At 60.4% G+C, this 23,523-nt stretch carries 21 protein-coding genes and 3 pseudogenes; 10 read left to right on the plus strand and 14 right to left on the minus strand.

Going from position 1 to position 23,523, the window contains the following annotated elements; translation table 11 throughout:
- Positions 1-12: 12 nt before the first annotated feature.
- Positions 13-1,439 (plus strand): annotated as a pseudogene (locus OMP38_RS31270) (RtcB family protein).
- Between the two features lie 9 nt (positions 1,440-1,448).
- Positions 1,449-2,798: an AAA family ATPase gene (locus OMP38_RS31275; protein WP_277568540.1), complete on the plus strand. Its 1,350-nt coding sequence runs from the start codon at positions 1,449-1,451 to the stop codon at positions 2,796-2,798.
- Positions 2,799-3,065: 267 nt separating this feature from the next.
- Here OMP38_RS31275 and OMP38_RS31280 read toward each other — a convergent pair whose 3' ends face one another.
- Complete coding sequence (locus OMP38_RS31280) at positions 3,066-3,518, minus strand: Lrp/AsnC family transcriptional regulator (RefSeq protein ID WP_277568541.1); 453 nt, start codon at positions 3,516-3,518, stop codon at positions 3,066-3,068.
- 290 nt (positions 3,519-3,808) lie between these two features.
- On the opposite strand from OMP38_RS31280, the pseudogene OMP38_RS31285 reads away from it, so the two are divergent.
- Positions 3,809-4,333: pseudogene (locus tag OMP38_RS31285) on the plus strand (YitT family protein); the annotation flags it as partial.
- A gap of 117 nt (positions 4,334-4,450) precedes the next feature.
- Here the strand turns inward: OMP38_RS31285 and OMP38_RS31290 are convergent.
- Positions 4,451-5,020: a spore coat protein gene (locus OMP38_RS31290; RefSeq protein ID WP_277568542.1), complete on the minus strand. Its 570-nt coding sequence runs from the start codon at positions 5,018-5,020 to the stop codon at positions 4,451-4,453.
- Between the two features lie 180 nt (positions 5,021-5,200).
- On the opposite strand from OMP38_RS31290, the gene OMP38_RS31295 reads away from it, so the two are divergent.
- Positions 5,201-5,878: a hypothetical protein gene (locus tag OMP38_RS31295; protein ID WP_277568543.1), complete on the plus strand. Its 678-nt coding sequence runs from the start codon at positions 5,201-5,203 to the stop codon at positions 5,876-5,878.
- Positions 5,879-5,968: 90 nt separating this feature from the next.
- Here OMP38_RS31295 and OMP38_RS31300 read toward each other — a convergent pair whose 3' ends face one another.
- The 4 genes from OMP38_RS31300 to OMP38_RS31315 all read right to left on the minus strand — a co-directional run bounded on the left by OMP38_RS31300 (position 5,969) and on the right by OMP38_RS31315 (position 11,807).
- The gene (locus OMP38_RS31300) at positions 5,969-9,691 is read right to left on the minus strand and encodes a cadherin-like beta sandwich domain-containing protein (RefSeq protein ID WP_277568544.1); all 3,723 of its coding nucleotides are present in this window, start codon (positions 9,689-9,691) and stop codon (positions 5,969-5,971) included.
- Between the two features lie 595 nt (positions 9,692-10,286).
- Complete coding sequence (locus OMP38_RS31305) at positions 10,287-10,655, minus strand: hypothetical protein (RefSeq protein ID WP_277568545.1); 369 nt, start codon at positions 10,653-10,655, stop codon at positions 10,287-10,289.
- 419 nt (positions 10,656-11,074) lie between these two features.
- The gene (locus OMP38_RS31310) at positions 11,075-11,524 is read right to left on the minus strand and encodes a hypothetical protein (RefSeq protein ID WP_277568546.1); all 450 of its coding nucleotides are present in this window, start codon (positions 11,522-11,524) and stop codon (positions 11,075-11,077) included.
- A gap of 40 nt (positions 11,525-11,564) precedes the next feature.
- The gene (locus OMP38_RS31315) at positions 11,565-11,807 is read right to left on the minus strand and encodes a hypothetical protein (protein ID WP_277568547.1); all 243 of its coding nucleotides are present in this window, start codon (positions 11,805-11,807) and stop codon (positions 11,565-11,567) included.
- 36 nt (positions 11,808-11,843) lie between these two features.
- Between OMP38_RS31315 and OMP38_RS31320 the strand changes: the two genes are divergently transcribed.
- A complete protein-coding gene (locus OMP38_RS31320; RefSeq protein ID WP_277568548.1) occupies positions 11,844-12,560 on the plus strand; it encodes a DNA polymerase subunit beta in 717 nt (238 codons plus the stop codon).
- A 92-nt stretch (positions 12,561-12,652) separates the two neighbouring features.
- Here OMP38_RS31320 and OMP38_RS31325 read toward each other — a convergent pair whose 3' ends face one another.
- Entirely contained in the window at positions 12,653-15,574 is a 2,922-nt protein-coding gene (locus OMP38_RS31325) for a glycoside hydrolase family 3 protein (protein ID WP_277568549.1), read from the minus strand.
- Positions 15,575-15,760: 186 nt separating this feature from the next.
- On the opposite strand from OMP38_RS31325, the pseudogene OMP38_RS36455 reads away from it, so the two are divergent.
- From OMP38_RS36455 to OMP38_RS31335, 3 genes and pseudogenes are all read left to right on the plus strand, one after another.
- A pseudogene (locus OMP38_RS36455) lies at positions 15,761-16,105 on the plus strand (cupin domain-containing protein); the annotation flags it as partial.
- A 193-nt stretch (positions 16,106-16,298) separates the two neighbouring features.
- Positions 16,299-16,580 carry a helix-turn-helix transcriptional regulator gene (locus OMP38_RS36460; protein ID WP_420869802.1) on the plus strand — a complete coding sequence of 94 codons (282 nt, stop codon included), beginning with the start codon at positions 16,299-16,301 and terminating at the stop codon, positions 16,578-16,580.
- A gap of 34 nt (positions 16,581-16,614) precedes the next feature.
- Positions 16,615-17,397 carry a nucleotidyltransferase domain-containing protein gene (locus OMP38_RS31335; RefSeq protein ID WP_338130709.1) on the plus strand — a complete coding sequence of 261 codons (783 nt, stop codon included), beginning with the start codon at positions 16,615-16,617 and terminating at the stop codon, positions 17,395-17,397.
- Positions 17,398-17,549: 152 nt separating this feature from the next.
- Here the strand turns inward: OMP38_RS31335 and OMP38_RS31340 are convergent, their stop codons facing one another.
- From OMP38_RS31340 to OMP38_RS31365, 6 genes are all read right to left on the minus strand, one after another.
- Entirely contained in the window at positions 17,550-17,999 is a 450-nt protein-coding gene (locus tag OMP38_RS31340; protein ID WP_277568551.1) for a YdeI/OmpD-associated family protein, read from the minus strand.
- Between the two features lie 62 nt (positions 18,000-18,061).
- Positions 18,062-18,202 (minus strand): DUF2812 domain-containing protein, encoded by a 141-nt coding sequence (locus OMP38_RS31345; RefSeq protein ID WP_277568552.1) that lies wholly within the window; start codon positions 18,200-18,202, stop codon positions 18,062-18,064.
- Complete coding sequence (locus OMP38_RS31350; protein ID WP_420869786.1) at positions 18,199-18,651, minus strand: helix-turn-helix transcriptional regulator; 453 nt, start codon at positions 18,649-18,651, stop codon at positions 18,199-18,201. Before OMP38_RS31350 ends, OMP38_RS31345 begins: the two co-directional genes overlap by 4 nt.
- A 391-nt stretch (positions 18,652-19,042) precedes the next feature.
- Positions 19,043-19,489, minus strand: coding sequence for an SRPBCC family protein (locus OMP38_RS31355; RefSeq protein WP_277569012.1), 447 nt, complete (start codon positions 19,487-19,489; stop codon positions 19,043-19,045).
- A 422-nt stretch (positions 19,490-19,911) separates the two neighbouring features.
- Positions 19,912-20,589, minus strand: a complete 678-nt coding sequence (locus tag OMP38_RS31360; RefSeq protein WP_277568554.1) for an aspartate/glutamate racemase family protein — start codon at positions 20,587-20,589, stop codon at positions 19,912-19,914.
- A gap of 99 nt (positions 20,590-20,688) precedes the next feature.
- A complete protein-coding gene (locus OMP38_RS31365; protein ID WP_277568555.1) occupies positions 20,689-21,384 on the minus strand; it encodes an ArsR/SmtB family transcription factor in 696 nt (231 codons plus the stop codon).
- An 84-nt stretch (positions 21,385-21,468) separates the two neighbouring features.
- On the opposite strand from OMP38_RS31365, the gene OMP38_RS31370 reads away from it, so the two are divergent.
- Entirely contained in the window at positions 21,469-21,942 is a 474-nt protein-coding gene (locus OMP38_RS31370; RefSeq protein WP_277568556.1) for a DinB family protein, read from the plus strand.
- Between the two features lie 18 nt (positions 21,943-21,960).
- On the opposite strand, the gene OMP38_RS31375 is transcribed toward OMP38_RS31370, so the two are convergent.
- A complete protein-coding gene (locus OMP38_RS31375) occupies positions 21,961-22,467 on the minus strand; it encodes a GNAT family N-acetyltransferase (protein WP_277568557.1) in 507 nt (168 codons plus the stop codon).
- Positions 22,468-22,629: 162 nt separating this feature from the next.
- On the opposite strand from OMP38_RS31375, the gene OMP38_RS31380 reads away from it, so the two are divergent.
- On the plus strand, positions 22,630-23,427 hold the full coding sequence (locus OMP38_RS31380) for an SDR family oxidoreductase (RefSeq protein ID WP_277568558.1): 798 nt from the start codon (positions 22,630-22,632) through the stop codon (positions 23,425-23,427).
- The last annotated feature ends 96 nt before the right edge of the window (positions 23,428-23,523 follow it).

The raw sequence follows: 23,523 nt of genomic DNA on the forward strand, positions 1-23,523 counted from the left end.
CACAACGAATTTATGATACCGAACGAAACTTACTACCGGCGCATCGATCTGCCCGCGGGCGATCTGCACGTCTACGCAGGCGACGCGCTGTTCCGCGCCATGGGCGCCAAACCGCTCGAGATGGCGAACAACAATCTGCAAATTCCGAACATCCGCTACATGAGCTACACGCCGGATGCTCACGTCGGGGTCGGCACCTGCATCGGCACGACGGCCGTCTGGCAGGCGGACGAAGGCTTCGTATCCCCCACCATCGTCGGCAGCGACATCGGCTGCGGCATGCGGGTGCACCTGACGAACCTGGACGCGGACGACCTGAAGGACGTCAAGCTCCGGCGCAAGCTGGTCAAGGCGATCGAGAAGCGCATACCGACGGAAAATCACGCTCGCGGCCACTTTTCCGACATTCGGCTTGAAGACGTGCTGATCAAAGGCCTCCACGGGCTGCCGGGCAAATACGTACCCGATGCTTACACGCCTCGCCGGGCGACCTCGCTCACGCATGTGGAGCATGCCCGCTTCCGTTATGACGAAGAGGCGCTGAACCGGATCCCCGAGCATCTGTGGCACCGGGCTCATCGCCAGCTCGGCACGCTCGGCGGCGGCAACCACTTCGTCGAGCTGCAGGCCGTCACGCTGGACGAAGGCAACCGGGCCGTCGGCGAGCGCTGGGGGGCTGCGCGACGGGCAAGTCATCGTCATGATCCACTCGGGCTCACGCTCGTGGGGCGGCGCGGTCAATCAGCACTGCGGCTCCGAGGTCGTCAAGACGATGCGCAAGCTCGGCCTCGGCACGGCGGACCCGAAGCTGGCGTTCGCGCCGCTGGACAGCGAAGCGGGCGCCACTTACGTCAATCTGATGTACGCCGCGCTCAACTTCGCCGTCGCGAATCGCCATCTGCTCGCCTACGCGGTGCGCGACGCGCTGCGCGAGACGCTTGGCCCGCAAGCAGAGACGCGGACGCTGTACGACCTCATGCACAACTACGCGCTGGCGGAACGGCATGGCGAGGAAGCGCTGTTCGTGCACCGCAAAGGCGCGACCCGTTCCCTTCCCCCCTGGCCATCCGGACAATCCGGAGCCGTACCGGGAGACCGGCCACCCGGCGCTCATCCCCGGATCGATGGGGACGTCCTCCTACCTGATGGTCGGCATGCCCTCCGGGGAACGCAACTATCATTCCATCTGTCACGGCGCCGGCCGGGTCCGTTCCCGCAACGCGACCAAGCAGCTCGTCACCGTCGACGAATTCGCGGCATCGCTGCGCGTAGGCCAGGCGGACGAGGTCGTCGTTAACCACCGCGCGCTCGAGGCGATCATCGACGAGTCGCCGCAGGCTTACAAGGACGTCGATCAAATCATAGAAAGCGTCGCGGGCGCAGGCCTGGCCGCCGTCGTGGCCAAGTGCCGGCCGCTCGCGACCATAAAAGGAGTATAAGGACACAAAATGACATTAATGAATGAAAAAGCGCTGCGCCCCTTCCTCATCCGGCGGGACGACTATGAAGCCGAGCCTGCCGGCATGGAAGCTTACTTCGACTACACGATGGCCGTGCGGCGCATCTCGGATTGGCTCTGCGAACGCTACTGCTGCGGCTTCCACCTGTATTATCAGGAGGACAGCGACGACGCCTGGGACGGACTTGCGGACGACATTCGCAGCGGCTATGCAGGCGTGGAGCACGCCATCAGCCTATTCGATCTTGTCGAGACGCGGAGCTTCAAGTATGCGTCGGACCCGGCGCCGGATGCAGATCGCGACCGCAAGCCGGTCGCCGGCGGCAAGTCAGCCGACGGCGCGCACGACATCCGCATGGCCGTCCGCAACAACGTATTCGTTTACCCGGCGCATCGCGTCGCTTTTGCCCGCGTGCCCCGGCTCGCCCAGTACGGGCTGGGCTACGAAGATCTGATCTTCGCGGAGAGCGATGCGCAGCTCGGCGGCTTCCTGGCGGAGCTGCGTGAGCGGCAGCTGGCGGACCGGCAGCTGCTCGTGTTCACGGACACCCGCGACGGGCTGGAGCGCAGCCGCGAGACCACGGAGCGTCCGGTCGACCGGGAGGGCGTGTTCATGGACGAGTCCCTGAAGGCGCAAATCTTCCGCTCCGTGGATACCTTTTTCGCGGAAGACCGCAGCTTCTATCAAACCTACGGCGTTCCCTACAAGCGGGGCATCCTGCTGTACGGCAAGCCGGGCAACGGCAAGACGACGCTCGTCAAATCGATCTCCGCCACCGTGAACGCGCCGGTCGCTTATTGGCAGATCACCGAGTTTACCGGCAGCGAGTCGATCCAGCAGGTGTTCGACGCAGCCGTGAAGCTCGCGCCGATGGTGCTCGTCGTCGAGGACATCGACTCGATGCCCGAGTCGTGCCGCTCGTACTTCCTTAACACGCTGGACGGAGCGACCTCGCGAGAGGGCATTTTCCTGATCGGGACGACGAATTATCCGGAGAAAATCGATCCCGCGCTCATGAACCGGGCCGGGCGCTTCGACCGCGCCTACGAAGTGAAGCTGCCGAGCGAGACGCTGCGGCTGGCTTACCTGACCTACAAGGGAGCGGGACGGCTGGCGGACGAGGCCGGGATCGCCGAGATCGCTCGGCTGACGGAAGGGTTTACCTTCGCGCAGTTGGCCGAGCTGTACGTGTCCGCCGCGCTGGAGCTGCATCAGACCGGCGCGACGGATTGGCAGCGGCTGATCGCGGGCATGAAAACCGATCTGTCCAAGGGACGGAGCCGGGAGTGGATGACCGAAGGCGCCGGACGCAAAGTTGGGTTTTCCGCAGGGAACTGATGCGATCCCGCAAAAGTGCATCATTCAAGGCTGACAGGGTGGTTTATTGCGATCAATCGCGCAAAAGTGCACTTTATCTCGTCTATTTAAGCGAGATATCGGTTGTTTGGGATAAAAATCCTGCACTTTCGCGCGATAGCCTCACGAAGGCCGTCTCGCTTTTACTCGATTGGCGCAGGGGCAGCGCAGGACAGTGTTAAGAGGCGAAGCGCCGGCAGCTCCGCCTTTTGGTTACGCGCTCGCGCTTCGGATCCCGCCAGTCGTCGCTCAGGCGTCCGACGCCTCCGATCGGGGCAGCACCGCCCGCCCCGCTACGGGGGACGACAGAATCACCGACGTATTCAGCATGCCGCAAGGCAGCAGCCGTTCGACAAGACGATTCAACGCGTTCAGGTCCGTCACGGCTGCCTTCAGGATGAACGTGACGGCACCCGTAACGCGATAGCACTCCAAAATGTCGCCGTCTTCCGCGATCCGCCGCTCGAACACGAGCGGGGACACCTTGAGCTCGCTGACTTGAATGATCACCTGTACGCTGCGTCCGACGGCCGGCGCCGACACGACGGCGCAAAATCCTGTGATGACGCCGCGCTCCTGAAGACGGGCGAGCCGTTCAGAGACGCTGGGGCGGCTGAGCGACAGCCGCTTGGACAGCTCGCTGACCGTCATTCGGCCGTCCTCCTGCAGCAGCTTGAGCAGGCTGATATCTATGCGATCCATGTCGTTTCACCCTCACCTTCAAAATGCAGGACATCCGGCGCTTCTTGTTTCAATGTGAGATAAAGTCACGCAAAAGAGCTTCACTTCAACATTTCTCGGCGCCTCTCGGCTGCGTATCATGGAAGTTAACAACATCACTTCATGGTAGGCAATCAGAAGCGAGGCGTTTGTCATGAATCATATCATGCATCAGCGACGCAGGGAATGGCTGCTCATCGTGCTGGGCTGCATCGTCACGGCCATCGGCGTATCGCTGCTGAAGGAAGCCCGGATCGTCACCGGGGGGCAGCGCCGGATTGGCGCTCAGTCTCTCTTACTTGCTCCATATGAAGTTCCCGGTCCTGTTTATCCTGATCAACCTGCCCTTCCTGCTCTTTTCCTGGGTCAAAATGGGCCGCTCGTTCACGCTCCGGACGATCGGGGCCATCGGCCTGCTGTCCGGCTTGACCGCGCTCGAAGGGCTGCTGCCCGAATACGGCATGCCCGTCATGGGCGAAGCCGTCGCCGGCGGCGGGCTTGTCGGCATCGGCATCTGCATCCTGTTCAAAAACGGCGCGTCGTTCGGCGGCTCGACGGTATTGGCGCGCTATTTGCAGCTTCAATACGGGCGCGACCCAGGCAAGACCGGCTTCGCGTTCGACCTCTTGGTCATTGTGACGAGCCTGTCCGCCATCTCTCTCGGCGGCGCGCTAGTCTCCGCGCTCTCGCTCGCGATCACCGGCACCGTAATATCGCTGTACAAGGGACGGCTGGACGCCTCCCGACGCCAGGCGCCCGGTCAGACCGCCTCCGCTTCCACCGTGGCCGCGGGATAAGAAACGCAACGAAAAACACCGAACGACTGTGTCCGCTCGGTGTTTTCGCCTTCTTATCGCATCGCCGGCGCGATCGTTCGCCCGGCGCCGCGGCTTCCGGAGGTCCGGACGCCTTTTTTATTGGTATACCGTCATCGGCTGATGATGCGGCACTTCCCGGTAAATCTGACCGACCGTCTCCATCAGGTTGCCCGTCGCGGGCACGATCGGATACCAGCTTTTGCGGCCCATATACGACCATACTTCGTGCGCCTGATGCGAGCACATGCGGAACGCGTCTTCGAGAAACGCCCGCAGCTGCGGCGTGCCGCATTCGAAGGCGGCCCACGCATACTCGCGGCCCGCGCGTTTGAGCGTCAGCAGGTACGAAGTGGCGATCGCCCGGTCGTCCAGTTCGGCCAGCTTCACTTGGGGCTCGATGGACGGATACGGCGGCGCAGCCACAGGAAGGAGCGCCGTCATCGACAGGCCGGGGACGTTCAGCTTGTCCGTGGAGCCGGTCATTTTTTTCACGAATTCGATCTTCATATTGTAATCCTGAACGTGGACCGGGTAATGCTTCCCGATCATCTCCTTCAGTTCGGGATCTTTGGCTTGGTTCAGGAACAGCGCCATCGATTGAATGGAGTTCGTGCAGCTCATGAGCAGTTCGTTCAGCTCAAGCGCCTCATGGGTACCTAGATTCAACTTGGAAAACCCTCCTTCGATTGGATACGTGCCGCGAGTAGTATGCCAATCGGGACGATGGATATGCGAAACGCAGCGCGATCAAGGCCTTTGGTATCAATTATCCGGGATTCGTTTGCGCGAGCTTTCCAGTTATTTCTATACTAAGATTGCATATTCGTAAATGAATGCCACGGGAGCGTGAACAGATTGAAGAAAAAGCTGACTGCAGCCGTCATCGGGCTGTCCATGGTGGCCAGCATGGGAGCGGGCGCCTACGCCGCTTCGAACCTGACGCCGATCAAGGCCTATCTCAATTCCGGACTGAGTTTCAAGGTGAACGGCAAGCCGTTCCAACTACGCGACGGCAACGGCGGCACGCTGGCGCCCATCACTTACAACAATACGACCTACCTGCCGATCCGGTCTGTCTCCGACGCGCTCGGCGTCGCCGTGCACGTGGACAACAAAGGCCTCATCCAACTCGGCGAAACGGTCGACGGCATCTCGATCGCAACCGGCTTCGAGGGCGACTATCATACGAAAGACCCGTCCAAGACCGTCTATGACGGCAAGGACTACAAAGAAGTGTACCTGAACAACAGCAGCGGCACGCGCGGTGCCTCGTTCATGCTTTATCCGAAAAAGAAGTACCAGAAGCTGTACATTCAGATCGCCGCGATCGGCAAGGACATCAAGGAATTCGCGGTTCAGGACAGCGATACCGATGTCGAACTGAAGACGACGCCGATCGCCATGAGCGACGGGCTCGTCACCGTGGAAGTCGACATCGGGGGCTCCGACGCGCTCTACGTGAGAGCGGAAGCGTCCGACGGCGGCTCGGTGTTCATTCCGCTGACGACGTCTTATTTCAAATAAGCTAGGACGAAAAGACAAAGAAGGCGGCCCTCGACGCAAGGCTTCGGAAAGCCTTGGTCGAAGGTCGCCTTTCTTAGTGGCCGCAGACTGTTAGATCAAACCCGACTTCTGAAGAAGTCGCTCGATAAGCTGCGCGACCTCGGCTCTCGTCAGATTCGCCTGAGGCGCCAGCTCCACCGCCCCTCTACCTGACACCAATCCGGAGCGGATGCTCTCCACGATGCCTATCCTCGCCCATTCAGACGCCTCGTCCGCATCGGTGAATGCGTTCAGTACCGAATCGTCGGACGGGCCGGTGAGCTTTTCCGCCAATCCGGTCAGCGCGAGAGCCTTGCCCATAACTACCATTGCCTGCTCGCGCGTAATGCGTTCGTTCGGATGGAAGGAGCCGTCCGGCATCCCGCTGATCAATCCATTTTCGACGGCTGTCTGTACCGCCGAAGCATACCAGTCGCCAGCGCTAACGTCAGAGAATGGCGCGCTGCCGCTTGCCTGCTTCAGCCCCAACCCCAACCCCCGTACGATGATCGCCGCGAATTCGGCGCGGGTGATCTCGTCATTCGGGCTGAACGCCCCGTTCCCCGTACCCTCCAACACCATCCGCGAGCCCAGGTCGTTAATCGCCGCTTTGGCCCAGTGATCAGCGACGTCCGCGAATTCGACCGGGTGCCAGATAACCGAATACGTACTATTGGTCAAGCTGTTGATCAATGCATAATACGTACCGGATTCCTTCAGGACTTGGGTAGGCACGTGACGGACCGTACCGTCCGGCTCTACGACGACTCCGGTCGTGATTTTGTTCGGATCGATCCCTTTTGGCAGCGCGATCGTCCGTTCCACATAGGCGTTAAACTTCGACACTTCCGCCGTCTTGTCTCCGTAGGTCGCCGTAATCGTGAACGCTACCGGAGGCGCGACTTGCGTAAAGCCGTTGCGTGCCGCCGCATTGTCAACCGCAGCCTTGTCGCTGGCCCTCGGCACGGCAATCTCGATCCGCACCTTCAGCCCCTCTAGATCGGTCGCTCCCAGCTTCGCGGCGATCGAGGCAAGATTCAGCTGCTTCGCCGGTAGCGTAAAGGAACCGGTCGAAGTCTTGATCTGCAGCTTCGCCTGCAGCTGCTCCATAACCTTGAACATATCGCCGCTAAGCTCTCCGATGACGACATCGGAGTTGCTGGCGTCCAGCGGAATGGTAACCGTTGCCCCCGCGCCGGCCGAAGCCAGCCTCGCCTTAAGACCCGCCGGGTCGATTACCACGGTTTGCACCGTTTGACCGTTGCGATGGCTCTCGACGATCTTGCCCAAACGCTCAATGGTGCCGTTAATCAGGATTTCAAAATCCTTGTACGCGGGAGTGGTGACAAACGGCGGAATTACTATATCTTGCTCAAACTCAGCCGTCACGGACAGGTTCGCCGCCACGTTCTTGTCCGTACGGGTCGCGCTAGTATTGTTGTCGCTCCACTTCACGAAGTGGTAGCCGCTCGCCGGTACAGCCGTCACTGCCGCACCGTCTGCGCCTTCGTTTACCGTCTGCGCCGTGTCGCCGGTGATCGTGCCGTTCGCTGCGGCTGTGTAGGTCAGCGTATGTGTGTTGATCGCGAACTCCGCTGTGACAGCAATGTCCGCCGTCACGTTCGTGTCTGTACGGGTCGTGCTCGTGTTGCCGTCGCTCCACTTCACGAAGTGGTACCCGCTCGCCGTTACAGCCGTCACTGCCGCACCGTCTGCGCCTTCGTTTACCGTCTGCGTCGTGTCGCCGGTGATCGTGCCGTTCGCCGCGGCTGTGTAGGTCAGCGTATGTGTGTTGATCGCGAACTCCGCTGTGACAGCAATGTCCGCCGTCACGTTCGTGTCTGTACGGGTCGTGCTCGTGTTGCCGTCGCTCCACTTCACGAAGTGGTACCCGCTCGCCGGTACAGCCGTCACTGCCGCACCGTCTGCGCCTTCGTTTACCGTCTGCGTCGTGTCGCCGGTGATCGTGCCGTTCGCTGCGGCTGTGTAGGTCAGCGTGTATTGTGCAATAGCACGCGTCACCGTGACCGTATAAGTATTCGGCGTGCCGTCCTGTGCCGTTACCAACAACGTAATCGTGTTGCTGCCCACATTGAGCGCAACCGTGCTACCATTGCCGCTCGTTGCCGCAACGCCATTCACCTTCAACGCCGCCGTCGCATCCGCTACCGTCGGCGTTACCGTGAGACTCGAGACCGCATTGCCCACGCTCGCCGTATAGGTCGTCGTGCCGCTCGCGAATGTCGGACTCAGCGTCCCTTGCGACAGCGTCAGGTTGCTCAGGTCCGCGTTGCTGCTCGCCGCACGCGTAACGGTGATCGTATAAGTATTCGGCGTGCCGTCCTGTGCCGTTACCAACACCGTTATCGTGTTGCTGCCCACATTGAGCGCAACCGTGCTACCATTGCCGCTCGTTGCCGCAACGCCATTCACCTTCAACGCCGCCGTCGCATCCGCTACTGTCGGCGTTACTGTGAGACTCGAGACCGCATTGCCCACGCTCGCCGTATAGGTCGTCGTGCCGCTCGCGAATGTCGGACTCAGCGTCCCTTGCGACAGCGTCAGGTTGCTCAGGTCCGCGTTGCTGCTCGCCGCACGCGTAACGGTGATCGTATAAGTATTCGGCGTGCCGTCCTGTGCCGTTACCAACACCGTTATCGTGTTGCTGCCCACATTGAGCGCAACCGTGCTACCATTGCCGCTCGTTGCCGCAACGCCATTCATCTTCAACGCCGCCGTCGCATCCGCTACCGTCGGCGTTACCGTGAGACTCGAGACCGCATTCCCCACGCTCGCCGTATAGGTCGTCGTGCCGCTCGCGAATGTCGGACTCAACGTCCCTTGCGACAGCGTCAGGCTGCTCAGGTCCGCGTTGCTGCTCGCCGCACGCGTCACCGTGATCGTATAAGTATTCGGCGTGCCGTCCTGTGCCGTTACCAACACCGTTATCGTGTTGCTGCCCACATTGAGCGCAACCGTGCTACCGTTGCCGTTCGTTGCCGCAACGCCATTCACCTTCAACGTCGCCGTCGCATCCGCTACTGTCGGCGTTACTGTGAGACTCGAGACCGCAATGCTCACGCTCGCCGTATAGGTCGTCGTGCCGCTCGCGAATGTCGGACTCAGCGTCCCTTGCGACAACGTCAGGTTGCTCAGGTCCGCGTTGCTGCTCGCCGCACGCGTCACCGTGACCGTATAAGTATTCGGCGTGCCGTCCTGTGCCGTTACCAACACCGTTATCGTGTTGCTGCCCACATTGAGCGCAACCGTGCTACCGTTGCCGTTCGTTGCCGCAACGCCATTCACCTTCAACGTCGCCGTCGCATCCGCTACTGTCGGCGTTACTGTGAGACTCGAGACCGCATTGCTCACGCTCGCCGTATAGGTCGTCGTGCCGCTCGCGAATGTCGGACTCAGCGTCCCTTGCGACAACGTCAGGTTGCTCAGGTCCGCGTTGCTGCTCGCCGCACGCGTCACCGTGACCGTATAAGTATTCGGCGTGCCGTCCTGTGCCGTTACCAACACCGTTATCGTGTTGCTACCCACATTAAGCGCAACCGCTGTTCCGGTCCCGTTCGTTGCCGAAGCGCCATTCACCTTCAACGTCGCCGTCGCATCCGCTACCGTCGGCGTTACCGTGAGACTCGAGACCGCATTGCCCACGCTCGCCGTATAGGTCGTCGTGCCGCTCGCGAATGTCGGACTCAGCGTCCCTTGGGATAGGATGAGATTGCTTAGGTCTGCGTTGCTCGATAGTGTCTGAGGCGGTGCGATTGCAATATCGTTAATCGCCAAGAATGAACTTTCTTCGCCTGAATTACGATATAATCGCAGCTCGTCGACATCGTAAAAAATGGACGACAGCAAGTAGGAATGGTTTAAGGAAATAAAGTCTCCTGTCGTATTACCTTTAAACGTAGCTTTGCCCAATGAATTTCCATCGGCAAAAGCTTCGATGGCGTAAGTATCGCCGTCATAGTTGCCCCAGTCCAAGAAATTAAGGGAGCTTAGCTTAAAATTTTTGCCGTCCATCGATTTGATTGCCAAACCGTAATTAGCCGTATCTTTTCCGTTATCTAAATCGTCATCCCATTCGACAAGTTGGGGATAACCTGTCCAGGATCTATCATCTTGATATAGCATGTTACCGTCCAGCTTCTTCCCTGTTGCATCTATTCCATAGATGCCAATGTCATATCCCGGAATGCTACCCGATAAGCCCTCGCCGGCCGAGGCGACCCCGTCTCCTTCGAAGTCATATCCCGGCGTAGCTTGAAAATGAATCAGCTTCGTCCCAACGTCCGCATATCTAAAGTTCGTGGCATCGATGTTATCGACGCCGATCGCACCGTCGACTGGTTGACCCGATGGCGTTACTACGCGAAACGCGTCAATCCCCCCGAAATTCGGCATCCCCGCTTACAACAAAAGGGACGACCTCTCCATCAGGGGAAGCCCTTTGTACATTTTGCGTCAGTACTGCGCCTGACACGGGCGAGCCGTTACGATAGCCTACCAGCTGAATTGGCAACGTTTCGTTACCGCTATCGTCGAATATGAGGTCGACCGAACGAAGATCGAATAACTTTCCATCACTAGAAGAGAGCTGAATCGCGTTCAGTTTAGTCAAGCCATTATTGGTTGCCGCATAGGCTAATTGCGTCTGACCAGTGAATTTCTCTGTGCAAATGCTAACATCGGGCTCGTTGTCCACGGCAAACACGCGAAAATCCCAGCCTGACCCTACGATATTGCTCACTAAGTAGCCTTGGCCTCCGGCACTTACGTTGTTGCTTTTTTTGATTCGCAGGACAGAAAGTTCCTTCACCAAATGTGGTGACACCGTCGAGTGGCGAAGCAGCAGAAACCTTAAAAGAAGGCACGACCGAAGCCAACAATGTTAATATCAGAGTGAACGACAACAGCTGGACCAAGCCTAGTTTTCCATATTGATTGCGATGCACGAATGATGCCCCTTCCATCCTCATAAGTAGATGCGAGCGAATCTATTCTACAATAAAAAATAAAAAACTCGTTAAATTTAACCAAAATTCAGTATTCGACATTCCCTGCCGCTTTCCCTTTTCCATTAACGCATTGAAGCGCAGCAAAAACCGCCAAGGATTTTCCTTGACGGTTCATTGATTACCATTGCGAGAGCGTTTATATGCACCGACTTCATCTGCCGTGTCTGCTTCCCTTCCTAATGGTGAACAACAGCATCAACTCCAGCACGACGCCGACCGCCAATCCAAGCCCAAGCAGTTCCAGATAGACGAGTAGGCTCGAGAGATCCTCCCATCCCGTGTTTCCACGCGAAACGAACGCCATAATCAGCAGACCGAGCAAATTTCCTGCCAGGGTCGACAGGGCAAGCCACCGCGCGCCGAGCCAGCCGGATATAGCGGCGAACGCACTTACGGCGAGGGCGACCAGCAAAAAGCGGAAAGCATGCACCGCTGTCCAGGGCTGCCCTAATATAACGAATCGTACGAGCCAAAACAACAATGTCGTGACGAGCCAGGACATCGCGCCCCAGGAGAGCCACTGCTTGCTTCGAGAAGCGGGAATGACGCGCATGACGTTCACCCTTTCATCGGCGAGGATCGGCGCCCAGCCGGCAGCCATTCAATCATATGCTTATTATGGCATACCCGATTCTGTCGGGCTATAAAATGCGGGACAGACAAGAGCGCGGCGCTCTGCCCGCTACCAATCGCCCTTCCATGACATAGCCCTCCTCCCGCCCCTCCAACTCGCGGACGAGCCGTTCCCGCCACAGCGCCACGCGGTCCGCCCGCGCTGGATCGTCAGCCAGGTTGACGCGCTCGGTCGGATCAACCGTCAGGTCGAATAACTGCTCTTCGCCGCTCTGCGAAAACCAGATGTACTTCTCCCGACCGTCCGTCACGAAGTGGTTGGATCGACCGCCGTACGCGTGCTCGCCATGCAGGTAGGAACGCCAGGCTCCCGCTTCCCTTCTCGCCGGGTCGCCGCGCTTCTTGACGATGACCGTAGGGAGGATCTCGTAACGGATACGGGCGGCTGGGGCCCCTGGATTAACGGCGGAGGCTGGCTGAAAATCGGCGGGACGCCGGTCGACTTTTTGTATCGCGACATCGGCCGCGTATCGAAAGTCATCGAGCAATGCCTTGCGGGAAATATCACGATCGACTATCAGCCGGGGCATCCGCACGGATTCGTCAATTCGATCTACATGGCCGAGATCGCGCTGTGCCAAGCGTTGTGGGATCCTGGCGGCGCGATCGGCAGGCTGAAAAGCAAAACGGACCCTTATCCTCCCGTTTTCCAAAGAGCGGTCATTCAAAAGTTTTTCTGGGAGGCGGGATTTTCCCTCGAAAACGGCTATAAGGGGATTTATAAGGCGGATATGGCTTACGTCGCCGGCTGCTGCTTCCGTTCCTCAGCTTGTCTCCATCAGGTGCTGTTCGCGATAAACGAAGCCTTCTTGATGAACGAAAAGGAAGCCGCGGCGATCGCCGATACATTGCCCGATGCGCCAAGCGGGTACGCATTCCGAATCAACGATATTTTCGCAAGGATCGGCGTCGATCCGGACGAGACGAAGAAGGCGCTCGAACTGCTGCGGGAGCTCCTCGACGAAACCGAGCAGCTGATCAAAGCTAAGGCCTTTCTTAAATAAAACGAACGACGAACAGCGAAAAGGGACGAAGCAGAGCGAATCTGCCGCGTCCCTCTTTTCACGCCTATCTCCTCTAGTTCGCCTGTGCGCCGTTAGAAAAACCGAAACCGGCTGATCGCCGCGCCGCCGCTGACGACCAGATAAATCCGCTGCCTGCCGGCAATCCCCGTCACGCCGCAGGAGAAGCTGCGCCATTCCTGCGCGCCGCCGGGCGGCAGCACGCATCGGCCGGCGAGCGGCCCGTCCTGGCGCTGCAGCCTCACTTCGACGGCGGCTGCCTCCACGCATGCCGCCCGCACCTCGAACGCGACGACGCCGTCGCCGAATTCGGCGTCCTCGAACGCGATCCAGCCCGCGCCGCCTGCCGCGACCGCCGCGCTGCCGCCTTCCCGGCATTCGCCGACGATGACGCCTGCATAGTCGTCGTAGTTCACGGCACGCGTCGGCCGCCTCAGATCGCGGGGCGGGATCGTCTCTCCCTCCACCGCGAGCGTGCCCGTAAGCCTCAGATCCGCTGACGACGCGCCGATCAGGATCGCGTAGTCGCCGCTTTCTACGCAGAACCGGTCCCGCGTGACGTCCCAGACGGCGAGCGCGGACAACGGCAGGACGAACCGCACCGCCTTCGTCTCGCCCGCCGCCAGCGCGATCCGCTCGAACGCCTGCAGCTGCAGGCGCGGACGCTTGACTCTCGACTTGCCGGCTTGAACGTACAGCTGAACGACTTCTTCGCCCGCCCGCGCGCCCGCGTTGGTCACGCGGCACTCGACGACGGCCTGCGCCTTCGCCTCCGCTGCGGTCGCGTCCGCAGCCGAGATCCGCAGATCGTCGTAGCGGAAGTCCGTATACGACAGTCCGTAGCCGAACGGATACAGCGGCTTGCCCTCGAAGTATTGGTACGTTCGCCCGCCCCGGATGACGTCGTAATCCATGAAGTCGGGCAGCTGATCGACGCCCGCATACCACGTCATGTTCAGCCGGCCGGCCGGATTGACGTCGCCGAACAGGACGTCCGCGACCGCGCGGCCCAGCTCTTGCCCGGCATGCGAGGTGTACAAGATCGCCGGAACGTTGGCATCCGCCCAGTTCAGCGCGAACGGATAGCTGCCCACGACGACGACGATCGTATTCGGATTGGCCGCGAACACTTCGCGGATCAAGGCTTCCTGCGACGCGGCCAGCGCGATGTCGGGCCGGTCGATCGTTTCCTTGCCGTTGATGAGCGGATGATTGCCGACGAAGACGATGGCCGCGTCGGCGCCGCGCGCGGCTTCGGCTGCCGCCTGCGCGCCGTCCGTCACGATGTCCAGACGGAACCTGTCCGACTCGGACGCCTGCAAGCCGGCAGCGTCCGCGCTGTCCGTCGCGCCGGTCACGTTAATCTCGTTGGCCGTCTCCTCGGCCTCCCCGTCGCCGACAAGCAGTTCGCCGGACGGCCCCACCGTGACGGGCGTCCCGTTCCAGGTGGCGAAGGCGCACGGTCCGCCGTCTCCGGCCGGACGGACGTTGAACGTCTCCTTCGTGAACCACTCCCAGATCTGCGTCGCCGAAGCCTGCACCGTCTTGTCGTCGGTCGTCAGATAACGGCCATTGCGCTCCGCGATGAACGTATGGCTGCCCCAGCCCCAGTCCGTCGTCTCGAAAATATCGGCGTCCGCAGCATCCTCCGCGTCGGCGGCCAAGGCCGCCCGTTCGTCCGCGCCCGCGCGGACAAAGCGGCCGGTACGTTCCGACTGCAGCTTCACCCGGTTCGAGCCGGAGACGAACGATGCCCGCCCGCCGGCCCCAGCTTCCTCCAGCTTTTCCCGGATGCCTTGCAGCGGCGTGACCGCGTAAGGCAGCGTACCGCTGTACCAGTCCCGGTAGACGGTGTCGCCGAGCGGGCCGATGACGGCGACCTTGCCAAGCTTGTTCGCTGCCAGCGGCAGCAGTTCGCCTTCGTTTTTGAGCAGCACGACGGCCTTCCCGGCGGCTTCGCGGGAGAGCTCGGCATGTTCGGGACGCAGGATGGCCGATTCGTCGATCGCCGCGTAAGGATTTCGCTCGGGCGGGTCGAATTCGCCGAGGCGAAAGCGTACGCGGAACGTATTGCGCAGCGCGACGTCCAGATCGTTTTCCGCGATCAGGCCCTCCGACAGCGCGTCGCGAAGCGCCTGCTTCGACAGCTCGGCGTCGTCCGTGATGCTGTCGATGCCGCCTTCGCGAATGGAGCGGGCGACGGCCTCCTTGTACGTTTCCACGTAATGATGCTCCCGCACCGTGCCCGTCACGTCGAAGGCGTCGCTCACGACGAAGCCGTCCATGCCCCATTCCTGCTTCACGATGCGGTCGACGTCCGGGTTGAGATTCGCCGGCACGCCGTTAACCGCATTGTACGAGGTCATCATCGACTGGGCGCCGCCTTCCTTGAAGGCAATCTCGAACGGCTTCAGGTAATATTCGCGCATATTGCGCGGGTCGATGCTGACCGAGGCGTCGCCGCGGCCGACTTCGTTGTTGTTGCCGATAAAATGCTTCAGCGAGGCGACAGCTTTCAAATAGCGGGGATCGTCGCCTTGAATGCCCTGGATCAGCGCGGACGACAATTTGCCGACCAGGACGGGGTCCTCGCCATACGCTTCCTCCGTGCGTCCCCAGCGCGGATCCCGCTCCATGTCGACGGTCGGCGCCCACAGCGTGAGGCCGTTCACGGCCGGATTCCGCTTGTAGAAGCCCCTGGCCTCGTCGCCGATCGCGCTCCCGACCCGCTTCAATAGCTCCGCGTCCCACGTACAAGCGAGGCCGATCGGCTGCGGGTAGCTCGTCGCTTCGCCGAGCCAGGCGACGCCGTGCGCCGCCTCGGTGCCGTGCTTGTACGGCGCGACCCCGAGCCTCGGGACCGCCGCCTGATATTGCATCATCAGCTCGACCTTTTCCTCCGGCGTAAAGCGGGACACGAGATCGCTCACGCGGTCTTCGAGCGGCAGATCGGGGTTTTGGTACGGATATTGGCTGTTTCGGTTATGCGGGTCCATCGTTTCCCATCCTTCCGTCCTCTTCTCAAGCGCTTTCAATTACCGTATCATGAACAGCACGGACAATCATCCGACAAATGTTATGTCAAATAGCACGAATGTAGAGTGAAAAGAGGGGGCGCCGTGCAGGAGCGTTTTCACCTGGAAAGCTTGTACACCGCCGTGCGCATCACGGACTTCCACTATGTGACGGCGGAGGCGGGCTGGTCGTATCCGGATCACAAGCATACGGTGCTGGAATTCCAATACTGCGTATCGGGCGTGCTGCCGCTCCACGTGGACGGCGAGTCCTGTATGCTGCAGCCAGGGGAAGCGGCCGTCATTTTGCCCGGATTGTATCACCGGACCGAGCCGTTGCCGGGCGACTGCGAATATTTCGTCTTTCATTTCCACCTGGAATCGGACCGCGTGAACGCCGCGTTCCTGCTGCTGGACCGGCCGCATCTGAGACCGGGCTTCGGCGTGGACCCGGACCGGCACATCCCGAATTGGATCGACCGCTTCCTGGCCGAATATGGCGATTCGCTGCCAGGCAAGCGGGCCGCGCGTTCGGTCGCCGGCGCAGAAGACGCTAGACAGGCGCTGTTCTATCTCCGTCTGCAAGCGCGGCTGCTCGAATTCATCGGCATCCTCGGGGGAGACGATCGTGCGGGAGGCCGAGCGCCGGCCGGCGCGCCATGTGCAGCCCGCCCAATCCAACCTGGCCCGCGAGGCCGCCTATCGGATGGAATCGCAGTTCCCCGCGCCGCTTCGGATCGGCGAGCTCGCCGACCGGCTGGGCGTTCACCGTTCCTATCTTTGCGACTGCTTCAAAAAGGTGTACGGCATGCCGCCGCAGGCTTATATTCGTTCGCTGCACATCCGCCAGGCGAAGGCGCTGCTGCAGGATACCGCGCTGTCAGTGGAGCAGATCGCGGAGCGGCTTCACTTCTCCTCGAGCGCTCACTTCTGCCGAGCGTTCCGGCAGGCGACGGGGACGACGCCGGCGCGGTATCGGAGATCTTGAACGGCCATTTATAAATTGACGATGTTTATCTCGCATGTTTTTTTACAATAATGCCCATTTTCCGGGTTTTCCATTTAAGGGGTGCATGAAAATGAGGTTACCTGTACACGAACGGTTCATTGAACAGGCCATTGCTTACGCAAGCGGGGATCGGCGAGTGATCGGCCTCCTTGCGGGCGGTTCCTTGAGGCACGGAACGATGGACGAATACAGTGACCTGGATTTAATAATCGTCTACGATGGCGCTTATCGAGATGAGATCATGGAACAGCGGCTTCGGATCGCGGAAGGGCTCGGCCGCTTGCTTGCGGGCTTCACCGGCGAGCATGTCGGGGAACCCCGTTTGCTCATTTGTTTATACGGCCCGTCGCCTCTTCATGTCGATCTCAAGTTTATTCAATCGGAGGAGCTTAAGACTCGAGTCGAGGATCCGCTTATTCTTTGGGAGAGGGGATCCGAGATGGCGACGATACTCAGCCAGACCAACCCCGGCCTTAATTCCCATGATCCGCAATGGATCGAAGACCGCTTCTGGGTATGGGTGCATTACGGCGCGACTAAATTAGGGAGAGGCGAATGGTTCGAACTTATCGATCACCTCACCTTTATCCGGAATGCCGTGTTGGGGCCGATGGTCCTCATTCGCAACGGCCATGCCCCGCGAGGAGTTCGCAAGCTCGAGACGTACGCTGTTAATGAACTCGAACAACTAAAGGGAACGATACCTTCGCACAGCTTCGAAAGCTGCTACAACGCGCTAAAAAAACACGATCGAAATGTACCAACGGTTACGCACAGTTTCAACGATCGCACCTAAAACCGAGGCCGAACGCGTCTCCGTGGCATATCTCGATCAAATCGGCAGAAGCCGCGGCCATGCGGCTCAATAGCTGCAGGATATCCGCCATGCAGCGCAAGCGAGGGCCGTCCCGTCAACGATGCTGCTTTGCGGGACGCCCCCTTTCCGAGTTATACGACTTTGCCTTCGCTCAACGCCTGCACCGCCTTTTCGATGCGCCGGCGGCGCGTCTCCTCGGTCTTCGCGCCTTCGACCGAGAGCGTGATCCGGCTCTTGTTGCTATTCGAGAGCCCTTCGAAAAAGGCCCGCGCCTCCGGCGCGCCGGCAAGCGCCGCGGCTAAATCCCCGGGCACCTGGACTTCGCGCGGTTCCGTGTCCAGCCGGAGCGACACTTCGACCTCGTCCCCCGCGGCGACGCCCGCCCCGGCGCGATGCTCCGCGCTGAGCGGCAGCATGTACCTGCCGCCCATCGACGCTACCGTGCTTCGATACGTGTAGCTCCCGATCGTGGCGTAAACCGCCGGTTTTTTGCCCGCGCCCAATTGTTCGACCGCCTCTGCGGGCACCTCGATCCCCGTAGCCGTCTTGCCGTTCAGCTCGACCTTCGCCTTAAACTCCATCTTCGTCCCGGCTCCTTCTCAGGTTGATGTCGCGCCATGCAACCGCGCTTTTTACCGTCATTTTAACAGCTCGGCACGTTAATTATCGTCGACGTCGGCGTCTCGCCCGGCTCCCATGGCCTGCGGAAATAATGCCAGATGCCGCTGTACGAGTTCACGTACTCCCAGCCCATGTCCCGGTACAGCTCGATGTACTCGTTCAACTTGCCGTTTTTTTCGAGAGGCCGCCTTGATAGTCGATACCGTATGCGTATCGGACCGTCTCGTCGCGCTCGAATTCGCTTCTGAACGCGCCTCCCTTCGTCAGGTGCAGTCCCCGGGCCGACATCTCGTTCAGCCAGCGCTCTTCTTTCCCGTAATCCCAGCTCATCCAGGTATGCCATCTTTTCTCCGTTCGCGCCATCGTTAATCCCCCCCCGTTCAAAGCTTGTCGTCCTGCCGCGAGCAGCTCCGCCAGCCGTTCGACCTCCGCCGCCAGCACTTCTCGCCCATCCGCCGTGATCGCGTACATCTTGCGCCGGGCGTCCGCGCCTTCCACGCCGGGATGCGGCTCGATAAGTCCCTTGCCCTGCAGCGTATTTAGCGCGGTATACAGCGTGCCGGCGCCAAGCTTGAGCCTGCCGCCGCTCATTCGCTTCACCTCCTGCATCATGCCGTATCCGTGCGACGGCTCCGCGCACAGCGTCACCAGAATGTAGTAAAAAAGCCTCCGTTAGGGGGGAGCATTTGCTTCGATTTATCCAAGTATGTTCCTCCACCTCGCAGTTATATCGGATGGCAATATATCGTATGACGATATAATATAATGCGATATACAGACTGTCAATATAGTCTTGGAGATTGCTGGTTGTTGAAGGCGTTCAGCGAGGCTGATGTGCGGTTTTTCCCTGTAACTCAGGCTTGGGAGTTCGGATTCGCCTCGGTCGTGCGCTTTTTCCGCGTAACCCGGGCTTTTCCACTAAATCATTGAGGGACAAAGGTAGCATCGGCCAAAATGAATAAACCGCCGGGACTGAATGTCCCGACGGGCTGATTCGTATTGCTTATTCGTTAGGCCGCACGTTCGCATCCGGCGCTTTGTCGGCGACGACGTTCAGCTCGATGCCGTGCTCCAGCAGCGCCTTCAGCGCGCAGAGCACCATGTTGAAGCCGCCCGTCGAATCGAGCGCCTGGGCCACGACCGCGTCGCCGTCGCCCTGGAAGCCCGAGTTGACGACGCTGACGAAGGTCTCCTTTTCCCCGCGGCTCTTGAAAGTCCACTCCACTTGGGTGAAGCCGCTCGTCTCGTCGCCCCAACGGATCTGGATCCGCTGGTTCGGCTCGATCGCTTGGACGTCGACCTGCGCCGCAGCGCCGTACATCTCCCACTCCCATAGGACGCGCGTACCCGCCGTCAACCGGCCGCTGCTCTTGGTGAACCAGAACCGCGTCGTCACCGACGGGTCGACAAACGCTTCGAATACTTCTTCTACCGGCCTGCGCACGAGCATTTGCGCTGTCGCCGCCGGCACTTGACTGAGGTTTAGGAAAGTCACCGACGATCTCTCCTCGTTTTAAAAGAGTCTGGTCTTCTTCCCTAGTTTAACATGTCTGTGCGCCGCGGGTTTCTTACCGATTGCCGGCTTCGGACATGGCTAGCCGAACGAGCAGACCGTCCTCCGCCAGCCGAACGACCGACGTTCCGCTCAGGCTTCGAATCTGGATCTCTGCTTCTTGAGGTGGCGGAAGTCGGATCGGCGCGAAGTGGCGCTGACCGGAGCTTCTTCGGGTCGTAGCGGGCAGCGCTGCGCGAAGTGGCGCTGACGAGTGCTTCTTTTGGGTGATGGCCGGCGGATCGGCGCAAAGCGACGCGCTGATTAGCGCTACATTGAATAGTCTGCGTAGTCAGACGCTGGCGCCCGGGGGGCCTCGCTTAGCGAACGCCGAGCTCACGCGCCAGCGCCTCTACTGCGCCGGCGAGCGGACGAAGCGGATGGCCGATCGTCACGCCGCGCGCGGCTTCCGCTTGTTCCGCTGCATCGACCATCGACAGCTGCGCGACGGAGACCGGCCTTGCCGGTTCGGCGTCCAGAAGCCGGTCCAGCTCCGCCTGCACGACGTCCTGATACGCCTCCTTTTCCCCGCGCATGATAAGGTCGAACGCCTCCGGCAGCACGACGGTCTCGATCTGCGGCCGATTGCGATTCCCGCGCTCGGCATAGTCGTACAGTCGGTTCATCGTCCCTTCCACCGTCGCCGGGTTCGTGAACAACAGCGCTTGGGGACCCGCGCGCCCGCAGATTTCCTCGAAAAACGGCTCGTCGATCTTGAGAATCGGCAGCTTGACTGCCAGCTGCGTTTCATCGAGCAAAGCGATATAGTTCGTGCATGTGATCAGGATCGCATCCGCTCCCGCCTTCGCCATCCATTCCAGTTGACGAACGACATGCGCTCGCGCATGCTCCTCCGTAAACGATTCATCCGCAGCCGTGCGCGCGATCAGACCCGGATCCACGTAATGGGCCCATGACAAGCCTGTGGGTACGCGAAGCCCGTTGATGTATGCAATGTTCGATTCATGCGCGTGAAGGCATGCGATTTTCAGCTTCATTCGAAATTTCCTCCGATTCTCGCGAGGCGTTGGCCGGGAAAGAGGCTGCTCCCCCCGAAGATGCGGCTTAGCCGGTCTCGCCTCCTGATACCGTCGGCACTAAGGCTGCCAATCCATGCCGTACATGTCCCGAAGGCTGTCTCGGCCTCGCTCGGTGACGCGCAAGGCTCTCGTCCCATCTATGCGTTCGACCCAGCCGTTCGCGAGCGCCGCCGATGCGATCCTGGCCCCCAGATAACCCCCGACGTGATGGTACCTCTCGCTCCAATCCAGGCAGCGCTTGGCGAATACGCGCCGTCCCGGGGAAGAGCTCCGGAGGTCGATCCCCCATCTCAAGAAGTGTTCGGCGCCTTCGTCCGTCACGCCGAATTCCCTGTCGGAGAGGATCGATAGATAGGACCGTTCGAGCCACGCATTCGTAAGCGCGACGCCCAATTGGCCCGCCAGATGGTCGTAGCAGGTACGGGCGCGGCGCACTTTGACGAGTTCCTCGGACTGCCTAAGCGATCTAACGGGGCGCGAGGGCGACAGCGCCTCCAGCATTTCCACGAACTGCGCCACCTCCGCGTTCGCCAGGCGATAGTAGCGGTGCCGGCCTTGGGACTCGACCTTTAGCAGATTCCCTTTGACGAGCTTCGACAGATGCGCGCTGGCCGTCTGAGGCGATACGCCCGCGATATAGGCCAGCTCTCCGGCAGGCAGCGCCTGCCCTCCCATTAACGCGTCCAGCATCTTGGCGCGGCTCGGATCGCCGATCAGCGAAGCCACGGATACAATATTGTGATATGCATTCATACTTCGATGCTAACCGAAATGTCGTTGTACTACAATACAATCCGAACGCCGGCTAGCGCCGATCCCATTATCGGAGGAACATACATGGACGCCAAAGCTCTCATCTTGCTCGATCTGAAAGAAACCCGCAGAAGATTTATCAAGGCCGCCTCCAGCATCCCGGATCGGTATATTCACTGGCAACCCGATGCCACCGCCCTGTCCGTAGGCCAGATGATCAGGCATGTGCTCGAGCACGACTACTACTGGCATATGATCCTGACCGAACAGAGGCTGCCGACCGAGGAGGAAACGACATCGATGCAGGATCGGCCCTACGCAAGCATTCAAGACGAGATCGAGCGTAACGAAGCTCATCACGTCCGGTTCCTGTCCTACGTGGAATCGCTGGACGTCCGCGCGTTCGAGACGCTCCTGATTCGCTGGCCGCATCGTCCGATCCAACGCTACCTCGGGGACGCGCTTGAACGCAAATCCTATCACGACGCGGTCCATACCGGTCAATTGCTGCAATACATGCGCATGCTTCAGATCAGCCGGCCGGATATATGGGACTGAACCGTTAGGCGGGAATCTTCAGAGCGCCAGCCGCCAATCGTTGCACCGCATCCAGCTGCCCGGCGGATATTCGAATTCGATCTCGCCGATCAGCGCGAAGCCGAGCTTGCGGCAGACCGCGTTCGACGCGGGATTGCCGGCGCCCGGATACGCATGGATCTCGCGGCGGGCGCCCTCCGCGCGGACGGCCTCGATCGCTTGCGCAACGGCTGCGGTGGCGATGCCTTTGCCTTGATAGGCCGGCAGGATGCCCCATCCCATTTCGCAGACTTGCTCGCCCTGCCACGTCCGGTCCCAATAACCGACGGTTCCGACCAACTCCTGCCCCGGGAGCAGAACAACGGCGAACATACGCCCCGCTCCTTTTTCGGCAATCCGCATATAACGTTCGTGGCGCTCCGCGACCTGCGCCTCCGTTTCCGGTCCGCCCAGATGCTCGGTCATCTCCGGCGCGTTCATTCGGTGCAGCAGCTCGAGATGGCCCGCGGACCACGGTACGATCTCCACTAGCGTTCGTTCGTTCATTCGTGTCGCCTCCCTTTAGGTTGCTGTCCTGTTATCCCATTCTATCAGCCTTCTCCGTCATCAACCAAAGGCATGTCCGGCCATCCGAATAGAAGCGCAACATCGCAAAGCCGGCCACGTGCTATAACTGGTCTTGTAAAAAAAGAGAAGGAGCTGATCCATATGGCGAGACTGAACGGAAAGGTCGCATTGGTAACGGGAGCGAGCAGAGGGATCGGACGCGGGATCGCGCTTCGCCTTGCCGCGGATGGCGCGACCGTAGCGGTGCATTACGGGAGTCGGCAGGAGCTCGCGGAGGAGGTCGTCCGCGAGATTAGGTCCGGCGGCGGCTCGGCCTTCGCGATCGGCGCGGACCTCGTCCGCGCCGGGGGCATCGAGGCTTTGTTCGAGGCGTTGGACGGCCGATTGGACGGGCCGGCATCCGGCACGCAGCTTGATATTTTGGTTAATAATGCGGGCATCGGCCAGCAGCTCGGCATCGAGGAAACGACGGCGGCTTCGCTGGACGAGGTGCTGGAGATCAACGTCAAGGCGCCGATCCTCGTCATCCGGGAAGCGCTGAAGCGCATGAACGACGGCGGCAGCATCATTAATCTGTCTTCCGCCGTGACGCGGATTCCGCTGCCGAATCTGCTCGGCTACAGCGTGTCCAAAGGCGCGATCAATACGCTCACGCTGAATTTGGCGCAGGAGCTTGGAAGCCGCGGCATCCGGGTCAACGCGATTCAACCCGGCATCATCGACACCGACATGAACGCCGGTACGCTGCAGGACCCGCAAGGCCAAGCGTTCGCGGCCGGGCTCTCGGTGTTCGGCCGGTGGGGACAGCCCGAGGACGTCGCCGACATCGCCGCGTTCCTCGCATCTTCGGACAGCCGCTGGGTAACGGGCCAGTTGATCGATGCAAGCGGGGGGATCGAGGCTTTGATCGCAAGGGTTCGCCCGAGCTGTCTTGTCTGACACTCTCGTCAGGAAGATACCAAGGCTACTAAGAGCTGTCGTACGAATGCACACCACGCGCTGCGCCGCCCTCGCCAGACAAAGTGCTTTCGTACG

The sequence above is a fragment of the Cohnella ginsengisoli genome (assembly GCF_029525555.1).
Lineage (GTDB): Bacteria > Bacillota > Bacilli > Paenibacillales > Paenibacillaceae > Cohnella > Cohnella ginsengisoli.